At 34.8% G+C, this 17,491-nt stretch carries 18 protein-coding genes, 1 pseudogene and 1 other annotated feature; of the genes and pseudogenes, 16 read left to right on the top strand and 3 right to left on the bottom strand.

Going from position 1 to position 17,491, the window contains the following annotated elements; translation table 11 throughout:
• Positions 1 to 38 precede the first annotated feature (38 nt).
• The 9 genes and pseudogenes from MKY60_RS19570 to MKY60_RS19530 all read left to right on the top strand — a co-directional run bounded on the left by MKY60_RS19570 (position 39) and on the right by MKY60_RS19530 (position 7,262).
• Complete coding sequence (locus tag MKY60_RS19570) at positions 39 to 752, top strand: cytochrome c biogenesis CcdA family protein (protein ID WP_340930947.1); 714 nt, start codon at positions 39 to 41, stop codon at positions 750 to 752.
• Positions 753 to 766: 14 nt separating this feature from the next.
• The gene (locus tag MKY60_RS19565) at positions 767 to 1,465 is read left to right on the top strand and encodes a response regulator transcription factor (RefSeq protein ID WP_340930946.1); all 699 of its coding nucleotides are present in this window, start codon (positions 767 to 769) and stop codon (positions 1,463 to 1,465) included.
• Positions 1,452 to 2,519 (top strand): sensor histidine kinase, encoded by a 1,068-nt coding sequence (locus tag MKY60_RS19560; RefSeq protein WP_340930945.1) that lies wholly within the window; start codon positions 1,452 to 1,454, stop codon positions 2,517 to 2,519. Before MKY60_RS19565 ends, MKY60_RS19560 begins: the two co-directional genes overlap by 14 nt.
• Positions 2,520 to 2,594: 75 nt before the next feature.
• Entirely contained in the window at positions 2,595 to 2,999 is a 405-nt protein-coding gene (locus MKY60_RS19555; protein WP_340930944.1) for an OsmC family protein, read from the top strand.
• On the top strand, positions 2,996 to 3,607 hold the full coding sequence (locus MKY60_RS19550; RefSeq protein WP_340930942.1) for a hypothetical protein: 612 nt from the start codon (positions 2,996 to 2,998) through the stop codon (positions 3,605 to 3,607). The genes MKY60_RS19555 and MKY60_RS19550 overlap by 4 nt, the downstream gene beginning before the upstream one ends.
• Positions 3,608 to 3,610: 3 nt before the next feature.
• A complete protein-coding gene (locus tag MKY60_RS19545) occupies positions 3,611 to 4,186 on the top strand; it encodes a redoxin domain-containing protein (RefSeq protein WP_340930941.1) in 576 nt (191 codons plus the stop codon).
• 177 nt (positions 4,187 to 4,363) lie between these two features.
• Positions 4,364 to 5,347: pseudogene (locus MKY60_RS21220) on the top strand (IS3-like element ISBsp3 family transposase).
• 668 nt (positions 5,348 to 6,015) lie between these two features.
• Complete coding sequence (locus MKY60_RS19535; protein WP_340930939.1) at positions 6,016 to 6,450, top strand: hypothetical protein; 435 nt, start codon at positions 6,016 to 6,018, stop codon at positions 6,448 to 6,450.
• Positions 6,450 to 7,262 (top strand): hypothetical protein, encoded by an 813-nt coding sequence (locus MKY60_RS19530; RefSeq protein WP_340930938.1) that lies wholly within the window; start codon positions 6,450 to 6,452, stop codon positions 7,260 to 7,262. Before MKY60_RS19535 ends, MKY60_RS19530 begins: the two co-directional genes overlap by 1 nt.
• A 655-nt stretch (positions 7,263 to 7,917) precedes the next feature.
• On the opposite strand, the gene MKY60_RS19525 is transcribed toward MKY60_RS19530, so the two are convergent.
• A complete protein-coding gene (locus tag MKY60_RS19525) occupies positions 7,918 to 9,384 on the bottom strand; it encodes a flavin monoamine oxidase family protein (protein WP_420877795.1) in 1,467 nt (488 codons plus the stop codon).
• Positions 9,385 to 9,617: 233 nt separating this feature from the next.
• Between MKY60_RS19525 and MKY60_RS19520 the strand changes: the two genes are divergently transcribed.
• The 5 genes from MKY60_RS19520 (at position 9,618) to MKY60_RS19500 (ending at position 12,372) form a co-directional block, all read left to right on the top strand.
• A complete protein-coding gene (locus MKY60_RS19520) occupies positions 9,618 to 10,565 on the top strand; it encodes a cation diffusion facilitator family transporter (protein WP_340880673.1) in 948 nt (315 codons plus the stop codon).
• Positions 10,566 to 10,601: 36 nt separating this feature from the next.
• Positions 10,602 to 10,916, top strand: a complete 315-nt coding sequence (locus MKY60_RS19515; protein WP_090565780.1) for an ArsR/SmtB family transcription factor — start codon at positions 10,602 to 10,604, stop codon at positions 10,914 to 10,916.
• 160 nt (positions 10,917 to 11,076) lie between these two features.
• Positions 11,077 to 11,403 carry a metal-sensing transcriptional repressor gene (locus MKY60_RS19510; protein WP_093496233.1) on the top strand — a complete coding sequence of 109 codons (327 nt, stop codon included), beginning with the start codon at positions 11,077 to 11,079 and terminating at the stop codon, positions 11,401 to 11,403.
• A gap of 15 nt (positions 11,404 to 11,418) precedes the next feature.
• Complete coding sequence (gene copZ / locus MKY60_RS19505) at positions 11,419 to 11,628, top strand: copper chaperone CopZ (RefSeq protein ID WP_090565784.1); 210 nt, start codon at positions 11,419 to 11,421, stop codon at positions 11,626 to 11,628.
• Positions 11,629 to 11,814: 186 nt separating this feature from the next.
• Entirely contained in the window at positions 11,815 to 12,372 is a 558-nt protein-coding gene (locus MKY60_RS19500; protein ID WP_093496234.1) for a DUF1541 domain-containing protein, read from the top strand.
• 61 nt (positions 12,373 to 12,433) lie between these two features.
• On the opposite strand, the gene MKY60_RS19495 is transcribed toward MKY60_RS19500, so the two are convergent.
• A complete protein-coding gene (locus tag MKY60_RS19495) occupies positions 12,434 to 13,795 on the bottom strand; it encodes a sodium-dependent transporter (protein WP_093496235.1) in 1,362 nt (453 codons plus the stop codon).
• Positions 13,796 to 13,875: 80 nt separating this feature from the next.
• Positions 13,876 to 14,103 (bottom strand) — a binding site (T-box leader).
• A gap of 228 nt (positions 14,104 to 14,331) precedes the next feature.
• Positions 14,332 to 15,285, bottom strand: coding sequence for a D-alanyl-D-alanine carboxypeptidase family protein (locus tag MKY60_RS19490; RefSeq protein ID WP_093496236.1), 954 nt, complete (start codon positions 15,283 to 15,285; stop codon positions 14,332 to 14,334).
• A 178-nt stretch (positions 15,286 to 15,463) separates the two neighbouring features.
• Here MKY60_RS19490 and MKY60_RS19485 point away from each other — a divergent pair, with 178 nt between their 5' ends.
• Both MKY60_RS19485 and MKY60_RS19480 read left to right on the top strand, forming a co-directional pair.
• Positions 15,464 to 16,153 carry a response regulator transcription factor gene (locus tag MKY60_RS19485; RefSeq protein WP_093496237.1) on the top strand — a complete coding sequence of 230 codons (690 nt, stop codon included), beginning with the start codon at positions 15,464 to 15,466 and terminating at the stop codon, positions 16,151 to 16,153.
• On the top strand, positions 16,143 to 17,312 hold the full coding sequence (locus MKY60_RS19480) for a sensor histidine kinase (protein WP_139219703.1): 1,170 nt from the start codon (positions 16,143 to 16,145) through the stop codon (positions 17,310 to 17,312). The genes MKY60_RS19485 and MKY60_RS19480 overlap by 11 nt, the downstream gene beginning before the upstream one ends.
• The last annotated feature ends 179 nt before the right edge of the window (positions 17,313 to 17,491 follow it).

Here is a 17,491-nt window from a genome sequence, read left to right as displayed (position 1 = left end):
AACACTATACATAATGGATGGTAAAGGAGTGTTGTTATATGAACGACATTGGGATATTATTTGCTATTGTAGGAGGGATGCTGTCTTTTTTCTCTCCATGTGTTTTTCCTCTATTACCTGCATACATCACCCATTTAACTGGTGGCAAGATAGAAAACTCTAAAATGCAAGTCAATCGTACAACTTTATACATGAGGTCCATAGGGTTTATTATTGGATTTAGCATGGTCTTTGTTGCACTTGGTGCTTCTGCTAGCTTTTTAGGGAATCTGTTGATGAATTATCGAACACTCATTATGCAGCTTGCCGGAATCCTAATTATTGTATTCGGCTTGCAGATGGCAGGATTGCTAAATTTCAAATTTTTAATGAAGGATACAAGAATTCAATCGGAACATAAGCCTAAAAGTGTCTTCAGTTCTATTTTGCTCGGAATGGCTTTCGCTACTGGTTGGTCCCCTTGTGTAGGTCTTGCTCTTTCATCCATCCTCTTACTAGCAAGCTCTTCTGACACATTATCTCAAGGGGTATTCTTGTTAGGTGCCTACTCTCTCGGAATGGCGATCCCTTTTTTCGTCATATCCATCGTAATTTCTTATTCATTAAAAACAATGAAAAAAATCAATAAATATCTATCAAAGTTAGCATTCATTAATGGGGTAATTATGATCTTTTTAGGATTTCTAGTATTAAGCGGACAAATGCAGAAAATCAGTGCATGGTTGTCGGCCTTTACTTTATTTCAATTGTAGAAAAGGTGAAAAACTTGAATCAAACTAATCTTATTGGAAAATCTGTATTGATCGTGGAAGATGATCCAAAAATCCGTAATCTCATTAAGATCTATTTAAAAAAGGAAGGTTATGAGGTCATCGAGGCTGATAATGGAGCTGAAGCAAAGGAAAAAATTCAAGAATTTGATCCATGTATTTTGATACTTGACCTAATGTTACCTCTAATCAGTGGAGAAGATATTTGTAGATGGGTACGTGAAGAGTTGAAAAATATGATGCCCATTATCATGCTTACGGCAAAAGCTACTGAAAAAAGTAAGATAGAAGGCTTCAATTTAGGGGCTGATGACTATGTTGTCAAGCCTTTCAGCCCTGCTGAATTAATGGTTAGAATTGAAGCTGTTTTAAGAAGAACGGCAAGCCGTTGTGGAAAGCTTAGTTTTACAGGGTTTACGATTAAACCGGCAAAAGGTGAAGCATGGATTAATGGTGAACAGCTTGAATTAACCCACTTCGAATTTAAGCTGTTACATACTTTTATGCAACATCCGAGTCAGGTTTTATCTAGGGAACAGATACTTAATATGATTTATGAAAATAATGAAAAAATTGTGTCTGATCGGACTATTGACGTTCATATCAAGCATTTGAGGGGAAAGATAGGTGAAAAGACAACCAAGGATTATATTCAGACTGTGAGGGGAATGGGGTATAAATTTGTGGGTATTTAGAAAATTATCCAACCTATTGTCAAAGCTGATTGCGCTCAATAGCATAGTTATCCTACTCGTCATTCTTCTTGCGGCATTATCTGTGACGGATTATGCCTGTTATTTGGTCAATTCGCAACAAGTCACTGGTAAGGAACTTGTTAAAACGCTGAATGGATTTTTGTGGAAAGTAAGCATTCTGGCATTTATTATTGCAGGGTTGTTTCATTATTTTACAGTGAAAAAAATTGTTGATCCCATTAAGCATTTAACAATCGTGGCTAAAGAAATCAAAGAAGGTAAAACACCTTCTAGAATTGAAAGTTCAGCTACAGGAGAAATAAAAGTACTGATTGAAAATTTCAATTTAATGTCAGAAACACTCTCTTCCGTTCAAGAACAAAAGGAAGAAATGCTGAAGGATATTGCACATGAACTTCGGACACCATTGACTAATATAAACGGATATCTGGAAGCACTACAAAACAAAGTAATTGATGGAAATTCTAAATTATTTGGTTCGCTTTTGGAAGAATCCCGCCGAATCACAAGAATTGTTGAGCTGATAACAGAATTGAATTCTTGGAATAACGGAATATATTTCTTGGAAAAACAGTTTGATCTAGTGAAAATAAATAAAGTATTGTCTGAGTCATTAACAGCCTTTCAATTAAAACTACAAAATCAAATTACGGACATACGCTTCCACGTTGAGGATGCTGTGGTACTTGGCAACAGAGATGGTCTTATGCAGGTTTTTACCAACATACTTCAAAACATTTTGGATTACAATACCGGAACCTTCTTGAAGATTAATGGTGAGATAAAAAACAATCTATATATTATTACTTTCACTCATAGTGGTCAATTTATTGATCCAAATAAAAAGGCCATGATCTTTGAACGTTTTTACCGTCTTGAAGAATCCAGAAGTACTAAGTCCGAGGGTGCCGGACTCGGGCTTGCCATTAGCCAAAGCATTATTACCGCACATAACGGTTCCATCGGTCTAGATACAGATGGCACTCACCATACTTTTTGGATTGACTTTCCTTTACACCCGTTGACTCAATAATATAGAAGTATGTTTGTCTTAATCAATTCTTAACAAACAGTGTTCATAATCAATTTGAAAGGGGTACATCTCAGAATGATATTTACAATTGAAAATGAAAAAATAGTCGGTGAATTAGGTTTTGGTTCACTACCAATTTCTCCTAACGAAATAATTGGTTATCGTCCGTATGAACTTTTTGCCGCTTCCTTAATCGGATGCAGTGGAACTTTGCTAAGAAATATTTTGAAAAAGAAAAGGATTGAACACAAAAGGATTGATATGGACGTTTCATCCGTCAGAAATCCGAATCATGCAAATAGAATAGAACAATTTTCCATCACTGCCTATATACAATCAGACCAACAGTTAAGCAAACAAAATGCAATAAAATTAGCTGATTTAGTCGTCAAGAATTGTGGAATGATTCAATCCGTTACTAATTCGATGGAGCTTAATTTCACTATCAAGTCGTACAAAATCAAGGGAGGTGGCCGTTGACCTATTTTCATATAGGGAGCATTAATGTACCTGCGGTCTGGCTTGCGGTCTTTGTAGCGCTGGGACTCAGCTCTATCTTGAGTAGAGGTATAGTAGGCAATAAAATCGGAGAATGGTATTGGAATGGAGCCTCTCTCTATTTTCTTGTATGGAAAATCAGTTATATCCTATTTAACTTTGAACTGTTTATGGAAACACCACTCTCCCTTATCTTTTTTAATGGAGGAACAAAAGGACATTTCCTAGCTTTGGCGATTCTTTCCGTTTATCTACTTTTTATTGCATATAAGAAACACCCCCACATTAATGAGGGGGCACCTCAAATAATTCTGCTTTACTTTTTCAACTATGAAGTCGTAATAAATCTACTAGAAAAAAATATTACTGAAACCATTGTTCATTTCATTGTGTTGGCTGGATATTTAGTCATTCTAGTTATGCTGAAAAAGAGAAGGATAGAATTTTTCAATCAAATTTTATTATTGCTGATAGTGATGGAGTTGTTGATATTGAGCATTTTTCAATCCATTTTTGAGAGGGAACCATTTACTTTCTTATGGATGGGTATTATCACACTCTTAATTTCAAGAAAAATTGAAGGAGGCTAACGATTGAATAAAAACCTTTTATCCATCGCGATCATTTTATTGGCAGTCGCCATTGTATTCGTGAATTTATGGGAATCTAAAAACAAAGATGTAGCTAGTGAAAAGGTTGTGAGTACATCATCTGAGAATGTTGAATTGTCGGATTCATCTGAAATAGAGATAGGAAAGGCTGCGCCAGACTTTGAATTAGTCTCATTAAAGGGTGAGTCAGTCAAGCTTTCCGATTATAAAGGAAAGAAAGTTATTTTAAATTTTTGGGCTACTTGGTGCCCGCCATGTAAAGCTGAGATGCCACATATGCAAAAATTTTATGAGGAAAATAAACAAGATGGTATTGAGATTTTGGCTGTGAATTTAACTGATATGGATAGTGGAATAGATTCCATTGAGTCCTTCGTTAAAGATTATGGTCTTACCTTCAAAATTCCCCTAGATCAACAAGGAGATATCGGTCGCCAATATCAAGCTTTCACCATTCCTACCAGCTATTTGATTGACTCAAATGGTATTATCTCAAATAAAATTGTCGGTCCAATGGACAATGAGATGATGAAGAGCTTAACAGAGGAAATGGAATAATTAGATTGGAAGGGACATCAAAGTTGAATAGAATAAAACGCCTCCTGGATTATAAACTGAACCCCGAATAGTGGCCACTTTAAAGAAAGTGCTCTTTCGGGGTTTTTTCTATGGAAAAAGCTCGTTATACTAAATCCTAATATATAGGAACGGGAGTTACACTTATGAGTAAAATCTATTTTAAATGAACATCAGCGACAACTGTTAGAAGCCAATCCTAATGTTGCTTCAGTATCTGATCGAGCGATTCAATATACACCTGAGTTTAAAAAGATAGCAGTAGACCAGAATTTAGCAGGTAAAGGTCCTTCTCAAATCTTTATATATAGAAAGTGGAACCGTTGGAGAAGAACCTTCAATCAATATGGTGAAGATGTTTTTTTGAGGAGCGTCGAGGTAAAGGAAATACAGGACGACCGAATAAAAAAATCTATCACCCGATAAAAAACTGGAAAAAGCAAAAGCTCGTATCCGTTATTTAGAAGCGGAAATCGAACTACTAAAAAAGCTGGAGGAACTTGAAAGGCAGGCGAAGAAACGCTAGTAGCTGCACATGAAAAATACGAAATTATCAATGAAGTAATTCGCAAATATCAACTAATAAATAGCTCTCTGAATTATGTGCAGTTGCGAATGTTAGTCGCAGCGGTTATCATGCATAGATTCAGAACACTGAAAAACATGCATTACGAGCGTATTATGAATACGAAGATTATCTCTTTTTAAAATTGCATCTACGATGCTTTCAAAGGGGAAATTGGCTACCGTGGGCTTTATATGGAGGTGTGTGCGTTACTTGAAACACCAATGAATCCAAAGAAAATCCGTCGTCTAATGCGAAAATACAATTTCTTTGCGAAAGTACATTGGCCAAACCCATATAGAAATATTGCAAAAGCTACTCAAGAACATAAGACATTACCAAATGTTTTAAATCGCGAATATACACTAGATGAGCCTGGAAAAGTATTCTTAACCGATATTACCTATTAACAAATGAATATGAAGCAATCTATGTCTCGAAGAGACAACTGTATCGATAATGCGCCAATGGAGTCCTTCTTTGGACACATGAAAGATGAGATGGAATATAAATGAAGACAATGCAATCTAAAACAGATGACTCCGGTAGAATACCGAAGCCATCTGTTAGCTGTTTAAATAGCGGGTTGCTGTTATTATACTGTCCAAAATTTAGGGCGCAGTTCATATAACTGAAACGGTGTTGTTTATATTTGGATATTTGAGATTTTTGCTCAGAGTATTCATGATAACTAAAGAGGATGTTATTTTATAAAAATTGAAAGAGGAAGAATTTCTTTATTATTTACTAATCGTTCATTATATTCAAGCCATTTTTCTTTTTCTCGCTCTAATGCTCGATTTTGCCATTCAAACCAAATATATAAACATTCACTACAATGACTTTCTACACCACTATTATTGTTCATATCTCTACAAGTAAATAAGGATCTTTTACGACAACTGTAGCAATAAATTACTTTATCATCATTTTTTTTTAGCGTAAATATCTCTCCCTCCAGTATACAACATTTATTGTCTATTTATTGTCAACTTATTCTTGAACCAGATAATTTTATTAAATAAATTGAAGTTTAATAATTATTAGAGGTAGTGGCTAATGTTCCTGTTTATTTTGTAATAAATTTCAACAGTATTTTCGAGAGAGTCCATGAAACGTTGCCTTTAGGAAGGTAATCTTTAACTTGTCAGAAAAAAGGAAAGAGTTTTTCTTTTATAAATATCTTCAGACTCCAAAATATTACAGTTTTATGTTATATTAATTCTAATTGTATGGGGGTGTAATAATGGAATTTAAAATTGATATACCTACTGATAGCGAGGGTTATTATTCTCTTCAATGTTCACATTGTAAGGAGAGATTTAAAGCTTCAGCAGGAGATATTGATGCTGAAGATACATTAGAGTTATTTTGTCCTTCTTGTGGGTTAGTTGGTGACAGTTCAAGCTTTTTACCGAAGGATGTTATTGGACACGCCGAAACACTTGCAATGAATTTTCTGGAGCAAGAAATTTATAAGTCTTTCAAAAAGACGAGTAGAAAAGTGAAAGGATCTGGAATAACTTTTAACGTTAAGAAACCAAAAGAAGAATCACCTAAATTATTAACGGAAAATGAAGATTTGGAGCAAATTGAATTACATTGTTGCGACAAAACAATTAAAGTCAATCTGGACCAAAAAGTATCAAATGTTTACTGTCCGTTTTGTGGGGTGAATTAATGAATAAAGAAGTTCAACTTTCAGAAAAAGAATACAAGAAGTTATCACTCAATTTTAGAAAAGTTGCTAGTAGATATTTGAATTCTGAAATTGATGATGCAAAAGATAATTTAAATAGATTTCTGATTTTTATAGAAGAATGTCCAACTATCAAAAAATATATTCTAGATAATAACACTGTTAAATTTGATATTGGTGATACTTTGGGGAAGAGAGGATATCATGACAATATAAAGTTACCTATACGCATATCAGAAGAAATTGCTTTCATCTTTCAATTACTTAACTATATATCAGAAAAAAATGTGAGTTACCATGGAATTACCGTAGGTTACGGTAGAAAGATTCAAGAGTCATGTGATAACTTTCATAATCAAGTTGTGAAACCCCTTGTTGACCACATAGTATCTTATTTGGGAGAGATGGCGATAGATATGGGTTTAGATAGAAAAACAAGCACTCAATTCAATATAGGAGATTTTAAAGGACAGCTCAACCATGCTGAAGGACAAGCTTCAATTAGTGCCAATCAAACTTACATTGATACAAAAGTTGAGGAATTAAAGGACATTGCACAAAAGTTCGCCCAAGCTTTAATTGATGATACATCTATTCCTGAATTATATAAAGAGGACACGGTGGAGTTAATTGAGGCTGCAGTTCAAGAAGTAGAGTCGGTAAAGCCTAAAAAAGTAATTGTTAGAACAGCAATGGATAAAGTAAGAACTGTTAATGAATTTGCAGGTGCTGGTAATACATTGTTCACTTTAGGAGGGCAATTACTCCATGCATTTCAGGGGCTAATAGTGTAGGTACCCATCTACTGATTATTTTTCTTGGAAACAAAATAAAGCTTTAAGGTATTCACGGATGAAAGGATGAAAGTATTACTATCTAAATATCTTAGTGTTGCGGAAGCAGTCGGCGTTTGAATATGTACAAGAAAAGGTGAAACAGAGTTATCTGAATACAAACAGTCATTATTAAAGCAACATAATTAGGACTTCTTAACAAATCTTTTCAATTTTACAAAATGGTAATTATTGTTTAATTAGGATACAACATTATTGTTGCAAATAAACATTTTCATAAATCAAGATATTGTTTTTTAGGATACAACTTTATTGTCCAAACTAAACTTTGACTAGCCTAATAATGACACTTAGAGCATAAGTTAGGATACAACATTATTGTATTTTCACAAATTTGTATAGAACAAATAAAGTTGGAAATGAGATTAAAAATAAAAAGATTTGGCGTAATTATGAAGTATATAACAGAAAGACGACAAACTTTAATAATATAATTTAACCCCAGGGAGAGTTATCCCTAGGGTTTTTTTATTGCGTAAATAACTGCATCAATGAAACAGGAGGAGCGCTTTTGTTTTCCTGCCTTACTCAATTATCTATATCCCTTATTAGTAAACAAACGAGGTTTCGCAATGACACAAATTAAGTGATTCTCTCAAGATAAATTATTGACTTCGAAAGCTACACGTATCCCAGATTCAATTGCACCCTGTATCCAACCGTGTGGGAGTGTAGTGTGTGCACCTGCAAAGTGAACACGACCCTCTGGTGTGGAAAGGTATGGAAAAAGTTCTGTTTCCTGTTCTGGCTTGAACATAGTGAATGCTCCCCCTGAAAATGGATTTTGCCCCCAACTATAGGATGCTCCCGTAATAAATTCATCATAAACTTGTCGACCATGGATGGTAGCCAAGTTCTGTAAGGCCTGCTGAATTCGTTTCTCTTCACTCAAACTTTCCCATGGGAGTGAATCATCTTCCCAAGTATAGCTAGCTAAAATTACTCCAGTCTCGTTTTTATCGATATCATGGCTAGGATAATAACTAAATCGAATGGGCAAATCAGTTGCGGTTTGCCCACCTTGGATTCCTTGTTTCTCCCAAAATTTACTTTTAAACTGAAGACCTATTTTTGTGGAAGTGGAATAATGGAGTTCACGAATAGCTTTCCACTTATTATGCGAGAATGAATTATGGGGGATAACTTCAACAAATTGCAGAATCGAGAATGGAATGGTCAATATGGCTATATCGCATGTTGTTTCGAACGATTGTTTCGATTCTGTATGCTCCGAATATATAGTAACTTGGTTTTGGTGCTGAATAATTTTGGTCATCTGTTGATTAAAAATGATATTTCCCTCTAATTGTGGCAGAAATGAATTTGGGAGTTGATCGTTGCCTCCGGTAATTTCATAATACCGAGTAATTGGGTTTAAAAGAATTATAAACTCACGTAATATATCTAGAAATGCAAGCTCTGCTAAGCCCTCGATAGAAAGAAGTACCTTAATCATTTCGATGGCACCAGGCGATAAAGTCACGCCATTAGGGTTATATCTTAGAAATGCATCCATTGAATATTTATCATATTCCTTTATGACCCATTTCCAATTTTCCGTTGGATCTATATTGATAAAATCAATCACAGGTTGAATGACTGATTGTATCAACTCCAAAGCTGTTTTGCCTTTTTCATTAGGTGCGACAGGGTAGTCTAGTATATCTGGGTTTTGTTCATACAAGTATTGACGTGTTATAATTCCGTTCACGTAAATCAAGTCGTTAGGTGTACTGTTTATAAATGGATTTATTGGTAAATTGAATTTTTTTATGTACGCTAACGTTAAATTGTGAGTCGATGGAATGCGCATCGCCCCAGCTTCCATATATTGACCGTTAATAAAAGGGAAGCGTTTCGTGTATATTCGTCCCCCCACTCTTTCAGAAGCTTCAATTATGGTTACACTATGTCCGGCTTCCTCTAATAGCGAGGCAGCAACTAACCCTGACATACCTGCGCCGACAATAAGTATTCTCTTTGAGTTTTGTTTTTTACTTAATCCGTGGTGAATCATTGAAACCATTTGGTCGGGGGTTACATGAGAAAACATGGGTGTCATACTCTTTCACCTTTCACCTTAGACTTAAAATAACCCTCAAATTTTTAAGTGTTACAATTTAGTCTATTCTTCCAAATAAATATCTATGAAAATAATCTTATAAATATGGAAATTATTTAACACATTCAAAATATATCAGATTTAAGTGTTGACAATAAATTAAGTAGAATATAATGTGTATATATGAACATATCATCATATATTGGTTTTATATATTAAACGGAGGGATTATAATGGCGGATAATCATGAGCATACAAACGGTGCAAATAAAAAGGTATTACTGATTTCATTTTTCATCATTACAATCTATATGATTGTAGAAGCAATAGGCGGGTATTTGACAAACAGCTTGGCCCTTCTTTCGGATGCAGGACACATGCTAAGCGATGCCGTATCACTTGGGATAGCCCTGCTAGCATTTACATTTAGTGAAAGGGCAGCAAACGCAAGTAAAACTTATGGCTATAAGCGATTCGAAATATTAGCAGCAGTCTTAAACGGTGTAACACTAATATTGATTGCACTATTTATCTTTTATGAGGCAATTGAGCGGTTCGCGAATCCCCCTGTGGTTGCCACAAGTGGAATGCTTATTATTAGTAGTATTGGGTTAGGGGTAAACATCCTTGTAGCTTGGATAATGATGCGAGGCAGTGATACGCAAGACAATCTAAATATGCGTGGGGCATTTCTTCACGTGATCAGTGATATGCTAGGCTCAGTTGGTGCAATTATTGCAGCCTTGTTAATCATATTCTTTGACTGGGGATGGGCCGATCCATTAGCTAGTGTTATTGTCGCTGTGTTAGTTTTAAGAAGTGGTTACTCTGTAACAAAAGCATCACTCCACGTCTTGATGGAGGGAACACCTCAAAATGTTAATATAGACGAAATCGTTAAAACAATAGAAATGGAAAAAGAAATTTTAAGTGTTCATGACTTACACATTTGGTCTATTACAAGTGGTTTGAACGCACTTTCCTGCCATGTGGTGGTTGAAGAACAAATGACTATTGCAGAAAGCGAAAAGCTACTTCATAAAATCGAACATAATTTAGAACATAAAAATATTCAACATGTGACCATTCAACTTGAAACTGCAGCTCATAAACACGATAACTCTATTTTATGTACGGTAAAAGCAAAGGCACCAGATGCACATGCACACCACAATCATTAACATAATACTAAAACTTAAAAGAGAGGGTGCATTAATATGGAGAAAGAAGTACAAACTAACACACATGAATTAGATGAAGAAACTCTTTTTGTCGTATCCCAGACGTTTAAAGCGTTAGGTGATCCAACACGTATCCGTATTTTAAATTTGCTATGCTGTGAGGAGTATTCTGTTAATGATATTGCAGAGGCACTAAATTTAGGTCAGTCCACAGTTTCTCACCAGCTCCGCTTTTTGAAAAACTTGCGTTTAGTTAAGTTTCGTCGTGAAGGAACAACGTTGTATTATTCAAGTGATGATGACCATATTATGAATCTGTTGCACCAGGCAATTGATCATGCAAAACATTAAACAGAAAGATAAAAGGACTTAAGATTATTAGGTCCTTTTTTGATGAATAAGGATATGCAAAATAGTGCAGTGTAGAATTTTTATAAACAATAAAGCATTATACTTTACATACCCCCTATAGGTACTGTATTATATAAATAAGAAATAGGAGGTTGATGAGTTGGACAATTTAATAGAAGAGAATGCAAATACATCTGATCAATCTTGTAGAAAAAGTCATCATCCTGAGCATGTAAAAAAGGACTTAACGAATCGCTTAAATCGTATTGAAGGTCAAATTCGTGGAATAAAAGGGATGGTAGACAAAGACGTCTATTGTGATGATATTATCACGCAACTCTCTGCAACTCAGTCAGCTCTGAATAGTGTAGCCAAAGTACTTTTACAAGGGCATTTAAAAGGCTGTGTAGTGGATAGACTAGCAGAAGGTGACGATGAAGTACTGGATGAATTGCTTATTACGATTCAAAAATTAATGAAAAAATAAGAGGAGGAATTTAAAATGGTCAACCAAGTAACATTAAACGTACAAGGAATGTCATGTGGTCATTGTGTTAGTTCTGTAGAAGGCAGTGTAGGAAAGTTAGATGGAGTAAATGAAGTGAAGGTCGATTTAGAATCAGGAAAAGTGGACGTTTCATTTGACGAGGATAAAGTATCGCTAGATGTTATTAAAGAAACAATTGATGATCAAGGATACGATGTAAACTAGTTATGGAGGAGTGCTATGTAAGGCACTCTCTATCTCTCGTGAATTTATACCCCCTGGTAGTATTTTGGGGTGGGTGAAAACAAGATGTATAGTGAAATATACCCAGTGACAGCTCTAGCGTTTAGTTCTATATCGGTTTTACTGATTGCATTACGTTTTTAAAAGAGCAGAAAAAACTTGAGGAGGATGACGATGAAGAAAATAGTAATAGGAATTGTTACCTTGGTTACAGCATTCACGTTGACGGCATGTGGTAGTGATGAAAAAGAAACTAGCACACATGAAAACATGGAAATGGATCATTCTGGCATGAATCACTCTAGCACAGGTGAAGTTCCGGAAGATTTGAAAGTAGCCGATAATCCTACTTACAAAGTCGGAAGCCAAGTTATTCTTGAAACAGACCATATGGAAGGTATGAAGGGGGCAGAGGCAACGATAACGGGTGCATATGAAACAACTGCCTATGTCATTTCCTACATGCCAACATCTGGTGGAGAAAGAGTGGAAAATCATAAATGGGTCATTCAAGAAGAAATTAAAGAAGCTGGGGATAATAGTTTAGAACCAGGAACCAAAGTTACCATTGAAGCAGATCATATGCCTGGATTGGAAGGTGCTACTGCTGAAATTGAATCGGCAGAACCTACGACGGTATATATGGTCGATTACACTCCAACCTCAGGTGGAGAAGTAGTCAAAAACCATAAATGGGTGACGGAAAGTGAACTATCTGCCAAATAAGAGATAAACCTTAAGAATTTAAAGAGCTTATTCCATAAAGGATAAGCTCTTTAAATTTATTTTAAAAAATCTCAACTATTTTATTGAGTATACCAGTAATATCGAGAAAAACGAGGATAATTACTAGTGGAATAATGTATTTCATTATAAAAAGCCAAATATTAAATGCAGTAGCACCTAAACGAGAATGCTGTAATAATTCCTCCCGTAAAGTACTTTTTTCTATCTTATGCGAAACAAAAATAGAGATTAAAAGTACGCCTAACGGCATTAGTATATTACTAACTAAATAATCGGCAGAGTCAAAGAGGCTCTTCGAGAAAATAAGAATATCAGCAAAAATACTATAGGATAATGCCGAAGGGACTCCTACTAAAAATATTAAAATTCCAATCATATAAGCATATTTTGTTCGCTTTTCTGCTTTTTCTTTGACTATAGATGCCACAATTATTTCTAACATAGAAAAGGCTGAAGTTAATGTGGCAAATAAAAATAATGCTAAAAAACCTATTAAGAAAACTTCACCAAAAACAATTTGATCAAACACAGCAGGCAATACAACAAATAGTAATCCTGGTCCTTCAGCAGGTTCTAAGCCTAGGGAAAAGACAGCAGGGAAAATTGCTAAACCTGCTAACAAAGCAATCACTAAATTCATTGAAACGATTGAAATAGCTGGTTGTATTAAACTTTCTTTTTTGGAAAGATAGGAACTGTAAGTAACCATAACGGACACACCGACACTTAAAGAGAAAAAAGCTTGGCCCATCGCAAATAGGACACTTTCAGATGTAATATTCGAGAAATCCGGTGCTAAAAAGAATTTCACACCTTCCATAGCGTTATCTAGCGTTAGGGAGCGGATAATTAGAACGATAAATAGTCCGAATAAGGCGGGCATTAGAATTTTATTTACTTTTTCAATTCCATTTTGAATCCCTTTAGCCACCACTAAAACTGTTATAGCCAAGAACACAAATTGGGCAACAAGAACCAACAGAGGATTCCCAATTGTTAGGTTAAAGACAGACCCATAATCTGCACCCTCACTAATTATTTCACCAAACAGACCCTTTGCAATATATATAACAATCCATCCACCAATTACACTGTAAAAAGATAATAAAAGAAAACAGGTGAATACCCCTAATCTCCCAATCCAATGCCAGTTACTATTAGGAGCAAGGCTACGATATGCACTAATAGCTTCTTTTTGCGTACTTCTACCAATAACAAACTCCGCTAATAATAAAGGAAAGCCCATAAACAAAGAAAATAAAATAAATAGAAGAAAGAATGCACCTCCTCCACTTATACCAGTAACGTAAGGAAGCTTCCAAATTGCTCCTACCCCGATAGCTGATCCTGCAGCAGATAAAATAAAACCAATCTTTGATGACCATTGCTCTGTTGTTTGCAAACTAACCAATCCAATCTATTTTTATTATGTCTTCTAATTAATTGTTAAAAGACAAAAAAAGCCACGTCTCTATCTTTTACGATAGGGACGTGGCTGTTCACGCGGTACCACCCTAATTGGAAACAAGTCTATGTTTCCCACTTGGTAAAATAACGGTTTAATCCGTTTTTATACTATGTTCTTTAAAATATAGTATAAAAAAAGCTCCAAGAATGAAATTCACCTAATCTTTGTATCAGTTTTCACCAACCACTGATTCTCTTCTAACAGGGAGACCGGCTTAATAATGTTCTTTTCTTCGCTTGTTTAATATAAATAATATTAAACGAAATTATAGTATGATAACACCAATAGGTCAACCTTTTATTTAGTAGTAAACTCTTTGCCAACGGATTATTACTCGGCAATCGCTTCGTACCACTACATTCAGAGTCACTTTCCAAGTTTCTAAGCTTTTCTGAAAAAAATTTAGAAATGTATCTTAACTAAGGATCACGTCCAGAAATTTTCATTTGCAACATTGAACGAAAAGCTTGTTACAAATTCTCAAATCCAAATGAGAGTAGCTTGTATGTCTCGCGAAAACGAGCGTCATCACTTTTAGTACCCATTACTACTGAAATAAGTCGGTTGTCTCCTTGCTTTGCTGTTCCTGCAAAGCAATATCCGGCAGTTTCTGTGTACCCAGTTTTTAATCCATCTACCAGATTAAAATATAGGTCTTGATTTTCAGGATATAGCATAGAATTTGAATTCTTTAAGTTTGTACTATCGTATGCTAATTCATATTCAAGCAAATTTGTTGTGTCCACTACTTCAGGGAAATCACTTAATAACTGATAGGCTAATATTGCAACGTCCTCTGCTGTCATTATGTTCTCAGAGCCGTCTGTATTTACTAATCCAGTTGAGTTTACAAAGTTAGTTTTGGAAGAAAGACCAATTTCTTTTGCCTTTTTATTCATTAGTTCTGCAAATCTTTTCTCAGTGCCTGCTATATGCTCTGCTAAAGCTCTTGTAGCATTATTTGCTGAGGAAATAACCATTGCGCTATATAAATCACGAACAGTTAGAGAGTCATTGTCTTTAACATAAATTTTCACCGCTTGTGGATCCATATTATTAGCACTGTGTGAAATTTCAACCAGATCATCCCATTTAATATTTCCATTTTGAATTTGCTCCTGAACTATATATTCTGTCATTAATTTAGACATACTTGCAACAGGGAAGGCACTGTTTGCATCTTGTTTCAGTAATATTTCTCCCGAAGAAGCATCCATTAATATTGCTGCTTGTCCTTTTATGTTAGGTGCTTTTAATGATGAATCTATGAAGGTTGTTGAGGGTCCGGAAACCTCTATTATCTCGCTCATGAAACTTTGAACTTGACTGCTCTGACTAAACTTATAAATCCCTATATAGCACACCGACAAAATGATTAAGGTAATAAAAAAATTAACTTTCCTTTTTATCTTTCTGCGTTTCATCTTCTTTCCTCCGTTTCTTCTCCTTAATATTCATTAACATAACCATATTGTAGCTATTTGATATTAAAAAAAAGGAAAGAAAAGCTAAAAAATTTCTTAAGATTAATGAGAAATTAGTTTTTAGAAAGTATCTATGTTTATAATATAAGAAGAATTTTGGAATAGGTGGTGATGTCTTGTGGCAGAGGCTATTTTAATAATAGATGACGATAAAGATATTACGAAATTGCTACGAATTTATTTAGAGGCGGAACATTACGAGGTTCATTTAGCCCATGATGGTGAAGAAGGATTAAATATGCTTAAAAGGCATTCAGTAGATTTAATAATTCTAGATGTGATGATGCCAAAAAAGGACGGTATTTTAGTTTGTCGTGAAATTCGACAAGATAACCAGACTGTTCCAATTTTAATGTTAAGCGCAAAGGCAGAGGACATGGATAAAATATATGGGCTCACTACAGGTGCGGATGATTACCTTATTAAACCTTTTAATCCTTTGGAGCTTATAGCTCGAGTGAAAGCTTTGTTAAGACGAACTGGATATTTAAAAAGCAACTCTCCTAAGGAAGGTTTGATCTATGGTCCTTTAGTAATAAATAAACAGAATCATACTGTAAATATTGATGATACCCCATTAAAATTGACCTCAATTGAATTCGATATATTATGCCTACTCTGCAGTAAGCCTGGCCGTGTTTTTAGTTCTGAAGATATCTTTCAATTGGTATGGAATGAACAGGAAATCTATTCAAGTAAAACGGTAATGGTACATATAAGTAACTTAAGAGCAAAACTAGACAGAGTGTTAAAAGGAGAAAAAATGATTGTAACTGTTTGGGGAGTTGGTTATAAAATTGACTATTAAGTCTGTGTTAAGTGAATTGGTTTTTTTCTCGAGGTGGCGCATTGTTACTGGGATTATTCTATCTGTTATTTTGTCGGCAATTTCTTTATTTATAATTAAAAATGCAGTGGTAGGCTATGTTAATACCTCAGTTGTTGGTAGCGGATTGGTTACCGAATTCGTTACTTTAGTTGGTAAGAGAAGGGTTGAAAATATTCTTTATTCACCCTGGCCTTTCCTTTTTGAACAGTTAAGTTTTTTAATAGTATTTAGTTTCTATTTTAGCTTATTTTACCTACATGAAAAAAGAAGGCAGTTTTTTATATCCTTCGATCAGCTAGTTACAGAAACCAAAAAGTATGTAAGTAGTCCAGAAATTGGGTTCAGTCCTGGCTACCGGGATGAAAGATTGTTACAACTAACAGAAAGTATAAATATGATTATAAGTAAAATGGATACACTGAGACAGGAAGAACGGAATGCTCAGAGAACAAAAAACGATCTTATTACGAATGTCTCTCACGATCTGCGTACTCCTCTGACTTCTATCATTGGTTACCTGTCACTTATTACGGAAGATAAATATAGAGATGAAGTAGAGCTAAGGTACTACATTGATATTGTCTATGAGAAGTCAACATTATTGCATAGGCTAATTCATGATTTATTTGAATATACGAGAGTGCAAAATCATCAGCTTAAAGTAAATAAGGAACCTTTAAATATAAAGGAAATGCTTGGACAACTTGTTGAACATTATCGTATTGAGTTAGAGCAGATGCAGTATGTTTGTAATGAGAAGTATAGTTCTGAACCACTTATAACCAAAGCCGATGGTAATCTTCTTATTCGTGTTTTTGAGAACCTACTATCGAACGCTTTAAAATATGGGATAAGGAAAAAACAAATTGATATATCTGCTACTCAAAGAAATAATGACATCTTAGTAGAAGTGATAAGTTACGGGAATCCGATCCCTGCTATGGACTTACCTCATATATTCGAAAGGTTTTATCAGGTAGATAAATCACGCGGCGTGCATACTGAAAGCTCAGGATTAGGACTTGCTATTGCTAAAAGTATTGTGGAATTACATGAGGGAGAAATACAGGTAAAGAGCGACGAGGAAAAAACAGTCTTTTCCGTTTATCTGAAGCAGTTTACTAGTGTGGACAAATGAAGTATCCCTTTGGTTTAATTGTTTCATCAACTTCCTTAGAGGATGGGAAAATCGGTTATAACTAGATTTTTTAAGTGAAATGAAGTTAAGGCCCATTTGTATGTACAAATACAAATGGGCCTTTTAAGTACATATTAAGTTATTACTCGCTAGACTTTGTGTTTGAGTATTTTAACGTA

The sequence above is a fragment of the Psychrobacillus sp. FSL K6-1415 genome (assembly GCF_038003185.1).
In the GTDB taxonomy this organism is placed as follows: Bacteria; Bacillota; Bacilli; order Bacillales_A; family Planococcaceae; genus Psychrobacillus; species Psychrobacillus psychrodurans.
The sequence above is the reverse complement of the archived record's forward strand: the minus strand, read 5'-3'. Positions and strand labels throughout refer to the sequence as shown.